This window comes from Oceanisphaera sediminis (assembly GCF_039539745.1).
GTDB classification, from domain to species: Bacteria; Pseudomonadota; Gammaproteobacteria; order Enterobacterales; family Aeromonadaceae; genus Oceanimonas; species Oceanimonas sediminis.
In genome coordinates this window covers 82,231-96,881 of record NZ_BAABDS010000001.1, presented here as the reverse complement: position 1 = coordinate 96,881, position 14,651 = coordinate 82,231, and the positions used below count along the sequence as shown (strand labels likewise).

Genomic DNA, 14,651 nt, shown 5'->3' with positions numbered 1-14,651 from the left:
TGCCCGAAGGCAGCACCAACAGGTGACTCTGCTGCATCTAGGAGGACAAAGGGATCTGCTCAGCCGACCATCTGACCGCCATGGATGGCGGGAATGCCTGGACGGCAGGAGCATTTCCCGGCCGCGCCACGGATGGCGCGGCTGAGCCTAGAGGGGGCAGCTTGCTGCCGTGACGAAGTGCTTTAGCCTACTGCGAACATCCAGTGAATGTTCGCAGTAGGCTAAAGCAGTGAGTGTCACGTCCCACGGCGAGTCGGGGGAGCGGGCCCTTTGTTCGACTTTTATACAAAAATGAAATAGATCATTTGTTTAGTGGGATTGGTATCATCATTACCGGCTGGCTTCATCCACCAGGTAGAGGATGGACTCGTAGTTGATGCCGCTGTGGTGGCTGAGACCCAGTTCGCAGGTGCGGCTGTTGCTGACCCCACGGGTGCAGTCGGCCGGTATCTGGGCTTTTAACGGCTTCAAGGCGGTGGCGTTCAGCTCGGGCAGGGTAAAGCCCTTGTCGCCGGCAAAACCGCAGCACTCGATATGCTCCGGTACTACCACCTGGGTGGCGCAACGCCGGGCCAGCTCCAGCATTCTGTCGGCCAGCCCCATGCGTCGGCTGCTGCAGGTGATGTGCAGCATCACCGTCTCGTTCACCGGCTGCAGCTCCAGACGTTCCAGAGCCTGCTCCAGCACAAAGGCCACCGGCTCATAGACGGTGAGCGGCAGGGTAAAGCCATCCTGGCCGAGTTTGGCGCAGGGGCTGGTGTCCATCAGCACCGGCCAGCGGCCCTGCTCCGAGACCTGCCACAGGCTCGCCTCCAGCTCGCGCGTCTTGTCGTTGGCCAGCCCGCTCATGCCCTTGCTCTGATAAGGCATGCCACAACACAGGTTGTTGAGATCACGGGGTAGAACGACATCGAAGCCGGCTTTTTCCAGTATCGCCTGAGTGACTTCGGTCAGTGACCGGCGGTCACGGGCATCCGGTGACTGGCCCAGGGTGCGACTGGCGCAGGAGGGGAAATACACCACCTTGGGCCGCCCCCGATCCGAAGCCTGTGGTCGATGCCGATTGGCGGCCGGCGTTTCCGGCAGCCACAGCGGCACCTTGTCATGACTCAGTTTGCGCAAACCCCGGTTCAGGGTGGTCATGGTGCCATTTCCCAGCAGCCTGCGGCCCAGATCGGCGCTGTTCAGGCCGATGGCCACCGCCTTGGTGGTGGTGGTGAAGTGATCGGCACTCCAGCGGGCGATGGATTCGAATTTTCGGTAGCGGGCGGTACGCAGCTTGCGCACCAGGTTGCCGGTATTGATGCCCACCGGGCAGCGTTGTTCGCAGAGGCCGGTGGCGGCACAGGTGTCCACTCCCTGATAGTCGAACACTCGCTGTAGCGAATCATCGACGGTGTCACCGGTTGCTTGCCGTCGTTGCAGCTCACGATAGAGCACGATGCGCTGGCGCGGGGTGAGACTCAGATCCCGGGACGGACATACCGCCTCGCAGAAGCCGCATTCGATACACTTGTCGACGATATCGTCGGCGGCGGGCAGGGGCTTGAGGTTTTTCAGGTGGGCCTCCGGGTCCTGGTTGAGGATCACGCCCGGATTGAGGATACCCCTGGGATCCAGTAGCGCCTTGATACGTTGCATCAGCGCGTAACCTTCCTTACCCCATTCCAGCTCCACATAGGGAGCCATGTTGCGGCCGGTGCCGTGTTCGGCCTTGAGTGAGCCCTTATATTCCACCGCCACCAGTTGGGCCACGGCGTCCATGAAGCCGCCGTAGCGGTCCAGTTCTTCTTGTGACTCGAAGCCCTGGGTGAACACGAAATGCAGGTTGCCGGCCAGGGCATGGCCGAAGATGATGGCCTCATCGTAGCCGAAGCGGTCGAACAGCTCGGTCAACCTGCGTACGGCCGGTGCCAGTTGTTCCACGTGAAACGCCACATCTTCGATGATCACCGTAGTGCCGGTTTCACGCACCGCACCCACCGCCGGAAACATGCCCTTGCGCATGGCCCACAGGCTGGCACAGACTCTCTTGTTCTGGGTGAAGGGGACTTCGTTACATCGCTCGAATCCGGCCACCGTCGTCATCGCCTGTTCGCACTGAGCCAGCAGTTGGGCTTCGTTTTCGCCATGCACTTCAATCAGCAGGGCGGCCGCTTCCAGATCCAGATCTTTGACAAAGTCGGGCATGTCGGCCTTGTCGGCGATGGATCGCAATGCCCGGCCGTCCATCAGTTCCACCGCCGCCACCGAGGTATGGGCCAGCTCGGTCACCGCCAGGCAGGTGGTTTCGATATCCGGATACACCAGCAGGCAGGATGCCTTGAACGGATGGTCGGGCACAGTGTGGTAACTGACCTCGGCGATAAAGCCGAGGGTGCCTTCCGAGCCAATCATCAGGTGGGCCAGGATGTCGAAAGGGTCTTCGAAGTCCACCAGCGCGTTGAGGCTGTAGCCGGTGGTGTTCTTGAGCCGGTACTTGTGACGAATACGTTCGGCCAGTTCGGGGTTGGCCCTGGTTTCTTCGGCCAGTTGCCGCAGCCCGGCCAGCAGCGCCGGCTGTTGCTCGGCAAAGCGGGCCCGGCTGTGTTGATCCCGGGTATCGAGAGTGGTGCCATCGGCCAGCACCAGGCTCAGTCCATCCAGGGTGCGGTAGGAATTCTGGGCGGTGCCGCAGCACATGCCGGAGGCGTTGTTGGCGGCGATGCCGCCGATCTTGCAGCTGTTGATGGAGGCCGGATCGGGACCTATCTTGCGGCCGAAGGGGGCCAGATATTTGTTGGCATCGGCCCCGATCACGCCGGGTTGCAGGGCTATTTTATGGCCGTCATCCAGTACCTGATGATGGCGCCAGTCGTCGGTGAGGGCGATCAGTACCGAGTCGGACACCGCCTGACCCGACAGGCTGGTGCCGGCGGCGCGAAAGGTGCAGTGAATCTGGTACTCGCCACACTGCTGCAACACCCGCACCACTTCTTCCAGGCTGCTCAGGCGCAGCACCATCCTGGGTAACAGGCGGTAAAAGCTGGCGTCGGTACCGTAGGCCAGGCAAAGGGAGCTGTCGGTAATGATTCGCTCGGCGGGCAGAAACTGGGCCAGGGCATCAAGCAGCAGGCGGTAACGATGTTCCATCAAAGGTCCTCTAACATCAGAACTAAAAGTGGTTTCGGTATTGGCGTTGTCATCAGGCACTGGGTATCGGTTATCAGGCATCCTCCAGGATCAGCACCAGCAGCTGCCTGGGTCCGTGAGCGCCATAGGCCAGGGTTTGCTGAATGTCGGCGGTCTTGGACGGCCCCGAGATCAGCAGCAGGTTGGTCGGCATAGCGCCGGCCCAGTGCTGATCGGCCATCATCGCCGGCAGGTTGGCGTGCAGGGTCGAGGCCTTGAGAATGGCGATATGACAGGGCGGCACCAGCGACAGGGTACGGGGTTCTGCCGGCCCGGGCCAGAGTACCAGGCTGCCGGTGGCGGCAATGGCGCCGTGACAATCGGTAATGCCGGCATCGACCCGGTTGAACAGCTCGTCTTTCCACTGCTCCAGCGACTGGTCGAAGGGCCGCTGTTCGGCGCAGTCGGCCAGAGCCTCGGTGAGCTCGGCATGAAAGTCGCCACCGGTGCCGGTGGCGATACGTTTCAGTCCCATCTGCTCTATCCGGGTTTTCAGAGTGGCTATCAGTTCACCGCGGTTCAGCCTGAGTACCTCGGCGTGATTCTGCTGCAGCAGTTCGGTCAATCGGGTCAGCATGGCGCTACGGTCGGTGTTATCCCAGACCGGGTAGTCCGGATTATTGACCGGCAGCGGCTTGATCTCTGCCTGGCGCAGTCGGTTGAGTATGGCGTTGCGGGCAGTCGACATTATTTGTTCCTCTTGGCCATCAGTTCACGCAGGGTGTTGGCGGCGGGTCTGGGGGCGGTGCGGCAACGGGTCCAGGGGCCCAGTTTGCTCGGTATCAGGCCGCGCAGGCGGGTGGCGCACCAGCTCATCATCCGGTACAGCGCAGGCGTGCGGGTGAGCAGGCCGAAGCTGCGCCAGATAAAGGCCTCGGTATTGCTCTTGGCGGAATTTTGGCCGCGTAGCGCCGGTACGCCGGGGCGGGGCTCCTGCTTGGCCTCGCGCCGCAGCCGTTGCAACAATTCGGGAATGGGAATACGTACCGGGCAGACTTCGCCGCAGGCGCCACACAGACTGGAGGCGGTGGGCAGCTCCCGGGTCGCTTCCAGCCCCATCAGGTGGGGGGAAATGATCTTGCCGATGGGGCCGGGATAGACGGTGCCATAGGCATGGCCGCCGATGCGGGTGTAGACCGGGCAGTGGTTCATGCAGGCGCCGCAGCGAATGCACTGCAGTGTCTTGCGCATTTCTTCGTCCACGAAGGCCTGGCTGCGACCGTTGTCGAGCAGCACCAGATGCACTTCTCTGGGGCCGTCCAGCTCGTCGTGCTTGCGGGGGCCGCTTATCATGTTGAAGTAGGTGGTAATGGACTGGCCGGTTGCCGAGCGGGTGAGGGCACTGAACAGCGGCGGCACGTCGGCCAGAAACTCCACCACCTTTTCGATACCGGTGATGGCGATATGTACCTCGGGTACCGTGGTGCACATGCGCCCGTTGCCCTCATTTTCCACCAGGCACAGGGTACCGGTTTCGGCCACCGCGAAGTTGACGCCCGACACCCCGATGTCGGCGCGACGGAACTTCTCGCGCAATACATTGCGTCCGGTCCGGATCAGGGTATCCACGTCCAGGGTGTGTTTGAAGCCGGGTACGTGCTCGGCAAACAGGTCCGCCACCTGCTGCTTGTTCTTGTGAATGGCGGGCATGATGATGTGCGAGGGGGTCTCGTCGCCGAGCTGGACTATGTATTCGCCCATGTCGCTTTCCAGGCAGTCGATGCCTTCTGTGGCCATGGCGTGGTTCAGCTCGATCTCTTCGCTCACCATGGACTTGCCTTTCACTACCTGGGTGCCGCCGTGAGACTGGATGATGTCGGCGAAGAGGGCGTTGGCCCGTTCGGCATTTTCGGCCCAGTGCACCCGAATGCCGTTGGCGATGCAATTGGCTTCCAGTTGTTCGAGCAGCGCCGGCAGCTTGCTCAGACAGCGCTGGCGGATGGCTTCGGCCCGGTCGCGGATGGCGCTTTCTTCATCCGGGTCGGCGAAGGCGGTCTGGCGTTTGTCGCGCAGGTAGTCCATGGCGCCACGGAAGTTGGCGCGCAGTTCAGGATTGGCCAGCGCCGCCTCGGCCTGGGGATGAAACAGCTGGGGTTTATTGTGCATCATGTCCCTCCATCCGACTCAGCAAAAAGGTGGCCAGGTGTATCCCTTTTAGTGCTTTGCCCTGATATTCCAGGGCGCCGTTGATGTTGAGCAGGCAGCCCCAGTCGGCACTTATTAGCTGCTCCGCGCCAGCTTCGCTCAGGTGTTGGGTCTTGTCTTGCACCATGGCTTCGCTGATCGCCGGGTGGCGTACCGAGAAGGTGCCGCCGAAGCCGCAGCACTCGCTTTCGTAGGCCTGTTCACGCAGTTCCACACGCTCCAGCTGGCTCAGCAACTGGCGGGCGGTGTTGTGGACTTTCATTTCCCGACGGGCGGCGCAGGAGGTATGCAGCACCACCGAGGTGGCCGGGCCCTGATCACTAAGCCGGATGCGGCACACCTGCACCAGAAACTCGGTGAGTTCGAATACCCGATCACAAAATTGGTTAACCACCGCTTCCTGCTCGCTGCCGGCGAACAGCCGGCGGTAGTGGTGGTGCATCATGCCGCCGCAGGAACCGGACAGCACTATGACCGGCCAGGGAGCGGGGAACAGTGCCATCTGGCTCAGGGCTGTGGTTTTGGCGTCATCTTCGTAGCCGGATGAATAGGCGGGCTGGCCGCAGCAGGTTTGCTTGGGCACATAGATGACCTCGACACCGGCCAGTTCCAGCAGACGGATGGCATCCAGCCCGCTCTGGGGGGAGAACATGTCCACCAGGCAGGTGGCGTAGATATATACCTTTTCTGGCTTGGCCGGATAGATGCGAATAGCGGACGACATAAGGCAATTCCTTCAAATAACACTGTTTTAGCTGTTGCCTGCCGGTCTGGTGCCGATCGGCAGGCAACGCAACTCAAGACAACTTCAGCAGGGGATCCGAAATACCCAGCCCATAGATGGCAATCATGCCGATGACGCCGAGGGCCACCAGATAGTAGAGGGTGGGCAAGGCGGTCTTGCGCAAGGTGGTGCCTTCCCGACCGAGCAGGCCGACGGTGGCCGAGGCCGCAACCACGTTGTGAATGGCGATCATGTTGCCGGCGGCGGCACCCACCGCCTGCAACGCCACCACCATGGCGGTGGACACGTTCAGCGTCTGGGCGACTTCGAACTGGAACTGGGAAAACATCATGTTGGACACGGTATTGGAGCCGGCGATAAAGGCCCCCAGCGCACCGATGACCCCGCTGATGGCCGGGAAGAAATCACCGACCAGATCGGCGGCCACCCTGGCGGTCATCACCGGCATGCTGGCGATGTCGGCCTCGTTGACCCCGGAGTTGATGAAGATCCTCACCATGGGCACGGTGAACATCAGCACGAAGCCGGCGCCGATCAGGGTGCGGGAAGACTCGGCGACGGCCGGTACGAAGGCGGTGAGCGAGCGGGTCTGGCTCAGTACCGCCACCAGAGAAACGAACACCAGGATACCGCCGGGCAGGTACAGAGGCTGGATGCTGGCGCTGATACCGGCCTCGCCCAGAATGTCGCCGAAGGCGATGCTCCAGCTGGTGAGCAGGCCCTTGAAGCTGTCACTGGTGCGGCTCAGCACCAGCAGTACCGGCAGCAGCAGGTAAGGGAACCATGCGAGGCCCATGCTGATGGGGTGTTGTTTCAGATCTTCCTTGTGAATGGTAAGCGAGCCCAGCCATTCTGCCGGCCAGTTTTTCTCTTCCGGAAACTCGAAGGTGCTCTTGGGTACCAGAAAGCCTTTGCGCGTGGCGGTGACGACGATGGCCAGACCCACCAGGCCGCCGATCAGGGCAGGAAATTCCGGGCCGAGCAGAACGCCGGTGAGTGCGTAAGGCACGGTAAAGGCCAGACCCGCGAAGATGGCAAACGGCAGTATGTCGAGGCCTTCTTTCCAGCTCTTGTTCTTGCCGAAGAAGCGGGTCAGCATCATGCTCATAAACAGGGGCATCAGGATGCCGATGATGGCGTGGGTGACCGCCACGTTGCTGGTCACGGTTTGCAGATAGTCTTGCCAGCCGGAGCCGGCGGTGGTCAGGGTGGTGTTGATGGCGGCGTTGTCCAGGCCGGTGGTCACGCCGACGATGATGGGGGTGCCCACGGCACCGAACGATACCGGTGTGCTCTGAATCATCATGCCCATCAGTACCGCCGCCAGGGCCGGGAAGCCCAGCGCCACCATCAGCGGCGCAGCCACGGCGGCGGGGGTACCAAAGCCGGAGGCGCCCTCGATAAAGCAGCCGAAGCACCAGGCGACGATAATGGCCTGGATGCGACGATCCGGCGAGATGGCGGTGAAGCCGTTGCGAATGGTGGTGATGGCACCGGTATGCTTCAGGGTATTCAGTAACAGGATGGCGCCGAAGATGATCCACAGCAACGAGATGGAAATCGCCAGCCCCTGCAGGCTGGAGGCGATCACCCGGGTGCCGCTCATGTCCCATACCAGCAATGCGACGAGCACGGTCAGGATAAATGCCAGGGGCATGGCGCGTTTGGCCGGCCATTGCAGGCCGACCAGCAGAATGGCGGCGAGCACGATGGGCGAAAATGCCAGCAGTGCCAGTAGGGAATCATTCAACATAGCGGTTCCTTCCTTGAGTATGTCTTGGTGGTCATCATGGGCATACTCCTAGTTTAGAGTATGATGGTGACCAGATTGTTAACGTGATGTAACCTTATCCCCTTGTCTTTTGTGGATATATAGATTTAATGAAACCAATTATTTCCAAAAGTGGATGAATGATGCCGAAAACGGATGATCTGATTCTGTTTGCCCAGGTGGTTGAATTAGGCTCCTTCAGCAAGGCGGCCGACGCCAACGGCCTGACCAACTCGGTGGTGAGCAAGCGCATCGCCCGGCTGGAAAAGGAGCTGGGCAGTACCCTGATCCACCGCACCACGCGGCGTTTGACGCTGAGTGAAGCCGGACAGGTGCTGTATCAGCGTGCTCGCCTGGTGGCACAGACCGCTCAGGAAGCATTTGACGCCATTACTGGCTACAGCCAGTCGCTGCAGGGGCATATCAGAATGTCGGTTCCCACCATTTCCGGCGAACTGTTGCTGGCGCAGGCGGTCGCCGAATTTTGTGAACTGCATCCGGCTATTTCGGTGGATATGTCGCTGGAGAATCGCTTCGTGGACTTGGTTGGAGAGGGATATGATCTGGTGATTCGTACCGGGCACCTGGACGACTCCAACCTGATCGCGCGTCATATCCTGGATTCACATTGGACCATCTGTGCCGCTCCTGCGTATATTAGTCGCCGTGGCAAGCCCCAGGTGCCGGAGGATCTGTTGCAGCATAACTGTCTTATTTACAGTTATCAGGAGAGCGGGGCCCGTGACTGGCTGTTCAACCGTTATGGCGAAATTTATCCGCTGCGGGTGAGCGGCAACTTTTCCACCAATAATGCCGCCGCTCTGCGCAGGGCGGCCCTGGCTGGCCATGGTTTGGCGTATGTGCCACGCTGCCTGGTCTATCCCGACCTGCAGTCTGGGCGCCTGGTTGAGCTGTTACCCCAGCAGGTTGGCAAGATACTGGGTATTTATGCCGTCTACCCCTACAGTCGCCAGCCACCGCGCAAAATAAAGCTGTTGATTGAGCATATCCGTTCCCGTTACATGGATATCAAACATTACTTTTAACGAGAACTTTTAACGAGAGCTACCCATGATTAAAACCGCCATCATTGGCTACGGCCAGTCCGCCAGCATTTTCCATTTGCCTTTTATCGACTGTCTGCCGGAATTCGAGCTGGTGGCCATCAGCACCTCCAAACCGGAAAAGGCGGCGCAAGACTGGCCCGAGGTGAAGGTCTATACCGACGTGGACCAGATGCTGGCCGAATCCGGCGCCCGGCTGGTGGTGATCACCGCACCCAACGAGGTGCACTACGAGCTGGGTCTCAAGGCGTTGAAGTTGGGGCTGCATGTAGTGATGGAAAACCCCGTCGTGACCCAACTGCATCAGGGCGCCGAGATGATGCGGCTGGCCGACACCAATAAACTGTGCCTGATCCCCTTTCATAACCGTCGCTGGGACAGCGATTTTCTGACGTTACGCAAGCTGCTGGCCGACGAGACCCTGGGGCCGATTCATGGTTTCGAGTCCCACTTCGACCGCTTTCGGCCGCGAGTGCGGGCAGAGAAGCCCGGCGTGGGCGCGGGCGTCTGGTTCGATCTGGGCGGGCACATGGTGGATCAGACGCTGGTGTTGTTCGGCAAGCCGCTGTCGGTGACCGCCCGTTGTTTGTCGATGCGTCCCGGCTCACAAGTGACCGACTACTTCCATGTGCAGTTGCACTACAGCGACAAGGAAGTGCTGCTGCACTCCAGCCCCTATCATCCGGGGCCGACCCTGCGTTTCAAACTGCAGGGAGAACGTGGCTGTTATATCAAGCGGGGGTTCGATCCGCAGGAAGAACGGCTGCAGGACGGCATAGTGCCGGACTCACCCTATCTGGCCAAGGAGGCCGAGTCGGACTACGGCATCTTCTATTCCGATGACGAGGCGGAGGTCATCGAGTCACAAGTGGGAGGCTACCGCTATTTCTATGAGGCCACGGCCAGAGCCATTCGTGGTGAAGGCCCCTTGCCGGTGACCATGCAGGATGCACTGGACGGGCTCAATATCATCAATCTGGCGGAGCAGAGCTCGGCGGAAGGGCGTACCCTGTCGTTAACCGCCACCAGCTTCCGGTAGGCACGGCAGCAAAAAGAAGAACGGCGACCTCAGGGCCGCCGTTTTGGTTGTTGCAGCAGGCTGGCTTATTGACTGAGCAGGATGTAAGCGAGGATCAGACCGGCGATAAACAGGGTTTCCAGTACCACCAGCAGCACTGGCTTCCAGCCGACCGAAAGAATGTCCTTGAGCTGGGTACGCACACCCAGGGCGGCGATGGCGGTCAGCAGCATCCAGGAGGAGCTGCCGGCCAGCGGCTGGCTGACGGCGGTCGGAATCCAGCCCAGGCTATTGAGGATAAACAGCGCCACAAAGCCGAGCAGAAAGCCGGGTATCGCCACCCCTTTGCTGCTGCCGCTTTCACCGCGTTGGCGAGCCGCGCGCTGGATCAGGATGCCGATGGTCATGACGATCGGCACCAGCATGGCCACGCGCAGCAGCTTGACGAAGGTGCTGAGGTCACCGACTTCGCTCGACATGCTGTAACCGGCGCCCACTACCTGGGCCACGTCGTGAATGGTGGCACCGATAAAGAGCCCGGCTTCCTGCGGGGTTAAACCGAGACTGGAGCTGATCATCGGATAGAAAATCATCGCCAGGGTGCTGAGGGTGGTGACGCTGATCACGGTGAACAGAGTATTGCGCTTGGTTTGTTCACTTTGATCCAGCACGCTGCTGATGGCCATGGCGGCCGAGGCACCGCAAATGGCCACCGAGCCACCGGTAAGGGTGCCGAATGAAGAAGAGAAGCCGAGCGCGCGGGCCATGATCACGCCAAAGCCGATGGTCAGCACCACCGAAGAACACACCATCAGCAGCGGTGACCAGCCCAGGGTGAGTACGTCGCTGAAGGTGATGCGCAGCCCCAGCATGGCCACCCCGATGCGCAGTACGGTTTTGGCGGAAAACTCCAGCCCCGGCAGGCAGACCGACTCCTGGCTCAAAAAGTTGAAGGCCAGCCCGAGCAGCAGTGCCATCAGCATGGCGGGAGCACCGTAGTGCTGCGACAGAAAGCTGGCGGCAATGCCGATGGTGACTGCTACGCACACCCCGGGAAAGTAGCGTTTTCTCGTATTTTCAATTCGTTGCAACATGCCCATTACCTGGTTGTTGGTTCCTGCAGTCATGAGTGCCGTCCTTGCCGGTTAGTCTGTATTGAGGCCAGCGTGAAGAAGCCGGTGATAGATTTTCATGGTAAGAGGCGAACTCGACAGTATCTAATGCCTTTTTATAGCGGGGCTGTTACTTTTTTGCATACAATACCGCATCAATGTATTAACGAGCAGAATCATGGAAAGCAAATGGCTGCACGACTTCGTTGCCCTGGCCGAGCAGGGTAACTTCTCCAAGGCGGCGGACGTTCGTTTCGTGACCCAACCGGCATTCAGCCGGCGTATTCGTTCACTGGAAAACTGGCTGGGCGTACCGCTGGTATGCCGGGATCGTTACCCCATGGCACTGACCGAGGCCGGCGAGAGCTTTCTGGAGCAGGCCCGGCTGCTATTGTCGCAGATTTATGGCACACGCGACCAGCTGCGCCAGAGCCTGCATGAGCACAGCAGTGTGAATTTTGTGGCGCAACCTTCGCTGGCGGTGACCTTTTTTCCCGGCTGGATCCACTCACTGCGCCCGCAGCTGGGGAACAGCCTGATCCGGCTGAATACCGGCCATTATCACGATGCCATCGAACAGTTCATGTCCGGCTCGGTCGACTTTTTGCTGTGTTTTTCCGGCGACGATACCAGCCCCATGCTCAATCGCCCCGAGGTAGAACGGCGGGTAGTCGGGCAGGATCGGCTGGTGCTGGTGTCGGCGGTGAACGACTCTGGTCATCCGCTGCATGGCTTGTCTGCCGACACGCCGTTGCGCCTGTTGCTGTATCCGCCCACGTCTTTTCTGGGCGCGCTGATCCAGCGTAAATGCCTGCCGGCGTTGAGCGAACAGCCTTGTCTGCCGGTATGCGAAAATGCCCTGGGCGAGGGGCTGAAGGCGTTGGTGCTGCAGGGGGATGGCGCCAGTTTTTTGCCGGCGAGTCTGGTCAGGGAAGAGCTGGAGCAGGGTCGGCTGGTGGAGTTGCCGTTGTCGGCGTGGGTAAAGCTGGATATCGAGTTGTGCTGTCGGCAACCCTTTCGTTCCGAACAGGTAGCGTTGTGCTGGCAACAGATCCGCCAGGTAACGACCTAGCGGATGCGGCTTGCCCGGTTGGCGGCAAACGGCCGACCGGGCAGGACTGTTCAGTGGCGTCAGTGATTGCCTATTCGGCGCCGTGCCGCCGCTGCAGTGCCAGGCCCTGCAGGAAGTTGCGCAGGAACTGATCGCCACAGGGTTGATAATGCTTGTGACCGGGCTTGCGGAACAGTGAGGTCAGCTCGGGCTTTCTCACTTCAAAACCGGCCAGCTTCAGCAGGCCGAGAATGTCTTCTTCCTTCAGCTCCAGCGCCACGCGCAGCTTCTTGAACACCTGATTGTTGATGGGTTCAGCCTGTTCCGCACGCGGTGCCGGGCCACCTTCGCGCGGGCCACGGTTTTTCAGGATCAAACCGTCCAGAAAGCCCAGAATCTGCTCGTTGCTGCAGCTGTGGTAATTGGCGTCTTCTTCCTTGGCCAGCAGGGCCAGAAACTGCGCTTCGTTGATGGTCACGTCACCCATGCCAAACAGCGTTATGGCTTGCTGGTCGGGCAGGTCGAGCGCATAACGAATGCGGCGCAGAATATCGTTATTGGTCATTTTCGTTTTTCTCCCCGGGCTTCACTTCCGCTTTTTTGACGCGGATTTTCTGGCCGTCTACTTCCATGCCGTTCAGGCTCTTGATGGCGGCCTTGGCCTGAGCCGGGTTGGGCATGAAGGCGAAGCCGAAGCCCTTGGAGTTGTTGGTGTTCGGGTCCATTACCAGGTGGAAGTAATGCACCAGGCCGTAAGGTGCCAGCAGGGCCAGTACCTTGTCTTCTGTGGTGAGGCGGGACAGGCCCCGAATCATGATTTTCATGGTGTCTCCAGTATGACGCCGGTGCGCAATACAAGGCGGTGGCAAGAATAAATATGGCGTGAATAGCGCCAAAGGGTCGCGAGTGTAACAGGTTGACCGACCGGCGTCTGCCCGCATCTCGGCGACCCGTTTCGCGCTTTAATTATGGGATAAAAACACGGAAGGATAGCCGACCCGGGCGGGTCGGCCATTTTTATCGATTCAGCTTTCCAGGCTACGAATACGCTGGCGCAGTATCGAAAAGTCGAACGCCGAACGGTTCGGCAGCAGCATCAGCAGGCAAGACACCAGCACCGGCACCAGAGTGGCCAGCAGGAAGGACTCCAGCAGATAGGTGAGTGGCTCGCCTGGTGCCGGGAATAGCCAGAGGCCGGCTACCAGCCCGGCCGCCGTGCTGAGTACGGCGTTATAGCTCTGGTAGCGGGCGCTGTAGAAACCGAAGAACACCGGGAAGGCGGCGGCACAGCACAGCAAATCGGCCAGCAGGAACAGATACAGCACGCTGAAACCCTGGGAGGCGACGAACAGCACCGGAATCGACAGCAGCACGATCAGCCAGCGCGACAGCCCAAGCAGCTTGTGGGCGCCGATGTTCGGCAGCAGGCGGCGCAGGTCGACCACCATCATGCTGGACAGACCGCTGATGGTGGAGTCGGCACTGCTCATGATCAGCGCCAGACCAAAGGGCAGCAGGCCGATGGCAAACCACAGCGGCATGTTCGGCATCAAGACGCTGAACAGGGCGACCGAACCGTCACCGGGCAGATCCAGCCCCACGAAGGCCAGTCCGAACAGCCCCATGATGAAGATAATCGGAAAGCTGATCAGGCCGCTCAGAATGAAGCCGTTGCGAATCACCTTGTTGTCGCGGGCGGCAAACACCCGCTGCCAGGTACCCTGATAAAACAGGCCGGTCAGCACCACCGCGATGAAAAAGGTCAGGCCGGACTTGAGGCCGGTGGTGTCCAGCGGATTGAGCAGGTGCGGGGCTTTTTCCTGCAGCCCGGCGATGATCGGTGTTAGCCCGCCGGTGGCCTGCCAGCCAAACATCATCAACAGCAGCAGAAACGGCAGTATCACCAGCATCTGCACCCGGTCGGTAAAGATGGTGACCCGCAGCCCGCCGTACAGGGTATAGAGCAGGGTAGCGCCCATGACGATGCCGGCGGTCACCCACAAGGGTACCGGTGCCAGCAGTGCCACCATCTGGGCGATGGCGGTCAGTCCGGCGGTGAGCGAGATAAACAGGTAGAACATCATGATCACCAGCACAAAACCGTACATGCCGCGGCCATAGCGGCCGAGCACGAATTCGGTCAGGGTGTGGCCCTCGGGCATCAGCTCGCGGATGCGCCCGCCGAGCGGAATCATGATAAGCCGGGGCACCAGCACGCCCAGGGCATAGCCGGTAATGGCGCCAATGCCGCCCCAGGTGGCGGCCTGAGCCGGACCAAACAGGATCCAGGTACCCATGGTGGTGGCCAGCAGGGTCAGCATGGTGGCGCTGCCACTCTGGCTGTTGCGGGCCACGATAAAGTCTTCCAGCTTGTCTTGCCGGCGGCGGGCATAAAGCAGGCCGGGAATGGCAAAAACGGCGGCAAATAAGCAGAGCCACAGAATCGCGGCGGTGGTGTCCAGCATGTTGTTCTCCCTTTGTCCGTAACAGGTCAGTGCCCGTAACGGACAAGCATGACGATGGTAGCCATTCATTGGCTACATGGCGCCGGGCAACAACGGGCAGATTGGGAGG

At 60.4% G+C, this 14,651-nt stretch carries 12 protein-coding genes; 3 read left to right on the top strand and 9 right to left on the bottom strand.

Annotation, left to right across the window (positions count from 1 at the left end; all coding sequences use genetic code 11):
• Nucleotides 1–330: 330 nt before the first annotated feature.
• The 5 genes from ABD827_RS00380 to ABD827_RS00360 form a co-directional block, all read right to left on the bottom strand.
• The gene (locus tag ABD827_RS00380) at nt 331–3,132 is read right to left on the bottom strand and encodes an FAD-binding and (Fe-S)-binding domain-containing protein (protein ID WP_344961315.1); all 2,802 of its coding nucleotides are present in this window, start codon (nt 3,130–3,132) and stop codon (nt 331–333) included.
• 73 nt (nt 3,133–3,205) lie between these two features.
• Nucleotides 3,206–3,859 (bottom strand): LutC/YkgG family protein, encoded by a 654-nt coding sequence (locus tag ABD827_RS00375; protein WP_344961313.1) that lies wholly within the window; start codon nt 3,857–3,859, stop codon nt 3,206–3,208.
• The gene (locus tag ABD827_RS00370) at nt 3,859–5,277 is read right to left on the bottom strand and encodes a LutB/LldF family L-lactate oxidation iron-sulfur protein (RefSeq protein ID WP_344961386.1); all 1,419 of its coding nucleotides are present in this window, start codon (nt 5,275–5,277) and stop codon (nt 3,859–3,861) included. The genes ABD827_RS00375 and ABD827_RS00370 overlap by 1 nt, the downstream gene beginning before the upstream one ends.
• On the bottom strand, nt 5,267–6,040 hold the full coding sequence (locus tag ABD827_RS00365; RefSeq protein WP_344961311.1) for a (Fe-S)-binding protein: 774 nt from the start codon (nt 6,038–6,040) through the stop codon (nt 5,267–5,269). Before ABD827_RS00365 ends, ABD827_RS00370 begins: the two co-directional genes overlap by 11 nt.
• Before the next feature lie 73 nt (nt 6,041–6,113).
• Nucleotides 6,114–7,814: an L-lactate permease gene (locus ABD827_RS00360; protein WP_425567950.1), complete on the bottom strand. Its 1,701-nt coding sequence runs from the start codon at nt 7,812–7,814 to the stop codon at nt 6,114–6,116.
• 158 nt (nt 7,815–7,972) lie between these two features.
• Between ABD827_RS00360 and ABD827_RS00355 the strand changes: the two genes are divergently transcribed.
• Complete coding sequence (locus ABD827_RS00355) at nt 7,973–8,878, top strand: LysR family transcriptional regulator (protein ID WP_344961309.1); 906 nt, start codon at nt 7,973–7,975, stop codon at nt 8,876–8,878.
• Between the two features lie 25 nt (nt 8,879–8,903).
• Complete coding sequence (locus ABD827_RS00350) at nt 8,904–9,935, top strand: Gfo/Idh/MocA family oxidoreductase (protein WP_344961307.1); 1,032 nt, start codon at nt 8,904–8,906, stop codon at nt 9,933–9,935.
• A 65-nt stretch (nt 9,936–10,000) separates the two neighbouring features.
• Here ABD827_RS00350 and ABD827_RS00345 read toward each other — a convergent pair whose 3' ends face one another.
• Nucleotides 10,001–11,041: a YeiH family protein gene (locus tag ABD827_RS00345; protein WP_344961305.1), complete on the bottom strand. Its 1,041-nt coding sequence runs from the start codon at nt 11,039–11,041 to the stop codon at nt 10,001–10,003.
• A gap of 163 nt (nt 11,042–11,204) precedes the next feature.
• On the opposite strand from ABD827_RS00345, the gene ABD827_RS00340 reads away from it, so the two are divergent.
• Entirely contained in the window at nt 11,205–12,098 is an 894-nt protein-coding gene (locus ABD827_RS00340) for a LysR family transcriptional regulator (protein WP_344961303.1), read from the top strand.
• A 70-nt stretch (nt 12,099–12,168) separates the two neighbouring features.
• Here ABD827_RS00340 and ABD827_RS00335 read toward each other — a convergent pair whose 3' ends face one another.
• The 3 genes from ABD827_RS00335 to ABD827_RS00325 all read right to left on the bottom strand — a co-directional run bounded on the left by ABD827_RS00335 (nt 12,169) and on the right by ABD827_RS00325 (nt 14,542).
• Nucleotides 12,169–12,642, bottom strand: a complete 474-nt coding sequence (locus tag ABD827_RS00335) for a YehS family protein (protein WP_344961301.1) — start codon at nt 12,640–12,642, stop codon at nt 12,169–12,171.
• Nucleotides 12,632–12,901, bottom strand: coding sequence for an RNA recognition motif domain-containing protein (locus tag ABD827_RS00330; RefSeq protein WP_298718531.1), 270 nt, complete (start codon nt 12,899–12,901; stop codon nt 12,632–12,634). Before ABD827_RS00330 ends, ABD827_RS00335 begins: the two co-directional genes overlap by 11 nt.
• Nucleotides 12,902–13,102: 201 nt before the next feature.
• The gene (locus tag ABD827_RS00325) at nt 13,103–14,542 is read right to left on the bottom strand and encodes a sodium:solute symporter family protein (RefSeq protein WP_344961298.1); all 1,440 of its coding nucleotides are present in this window, start codon (nt 14,540–14,542) and stop codon (nt 13,103–13,105) included.
• Nucleotides 14,543–14,651: the final 109 nt, after the last annotated feature.

What these genes read in the sequence shown, in the direction of transcription:
- ABD827_RS00380 (WP_344961315.1), bottom strand. Translation starts at nt 3,132, where the DNA reads ATGGAACATCGTTACCGCCTGCTGCTTGATGCCCTGGCCCAGTTTCTG.
- ABD827_RS00375 (WP_344961313.1), bottom strand. Translation starts at nt 3,859, where the DNA reads ATGTCGACTGCCCGCAACGCCATACTCAACCGACTGCGCCAGGCAGAG.
- ABD827_RS00370 (WP_344961386.1), bottom strand. Translation starts at nt 5,277, where the DNA reads ATGCACAATAAACCCCAGCTGTTTCATCCCCAGGCCGAGGCGGCGCTG.
- ABD827_RS00365 (WP_344961311.1), bottom strand. Translation starts at nt 6,040, where the DNA reads ATGTCGTCCGCTATTCGCATCTATCCGGCCAAGCCAGAAAAGGTATAT.
- ABD827_RS00360 (WP_425567950.1), bottom strand. Translation starts at nt 7,814, where the DNA reads ATGTTGAATGATTCCCTACTGGCACTGCTGGCATTTTCGCCCATCGTG.
- ABD827_RS00355 (WP_344961309.1), top strand. Translation starts at nt 7,973, where the DNA reads ATGATGCCGAAAACGGATGATCTGATTCTGTTTGCCCAGGTGGTTGAA.
- ABD827_RS00350 (WP_344961307.1), top strand. Translation starts at nt 8,904, where the DNA reads ATGATTAAAACCGCCATCATTGGCTACGGCCAGTCCGCCAGCATTTTC.
- ABD827_RS00345 (WP_344961305.1), bottom strand. Translation starts at nt 11,041, where the DNA reads ATGACTGCAGGAACCAACAACCAGGTAATGGGCATGTTGCAACGAATT.
- ABD827_RS00340 (WP_344961303.1), top strand. Translation starts at nt 11,205, where the DNA reads ATGGAAAGCAAATGGCTGCACGACTTCGTTGCCCTGGCCGAGCAGGGT.
- ABD827_RS00335 (WP_344961301.1), bottom strand. Translation starts at nt 12,642, where the DNA reads ATGACCAATAACGATATTCTGCGCCGCATTCGTTATGCGCTCGACCTG.
- ABD827_RS00330 (WP_298718531.1), bottom strand. Translation starts at nt 12,901, where the DNA reads ATGAAAATCATGATTCGGGGCCTGTCCCGCCTCACCACAGAAGACAAG.
- ABD827_RS00325 (WP_344961298.1), bottom strand. Translation starts at nt 14,542, where the DNA reads ATGCTGGACACCACCGCCGCGATTCTGTGGCTCTGCTTATTTGCCGCC.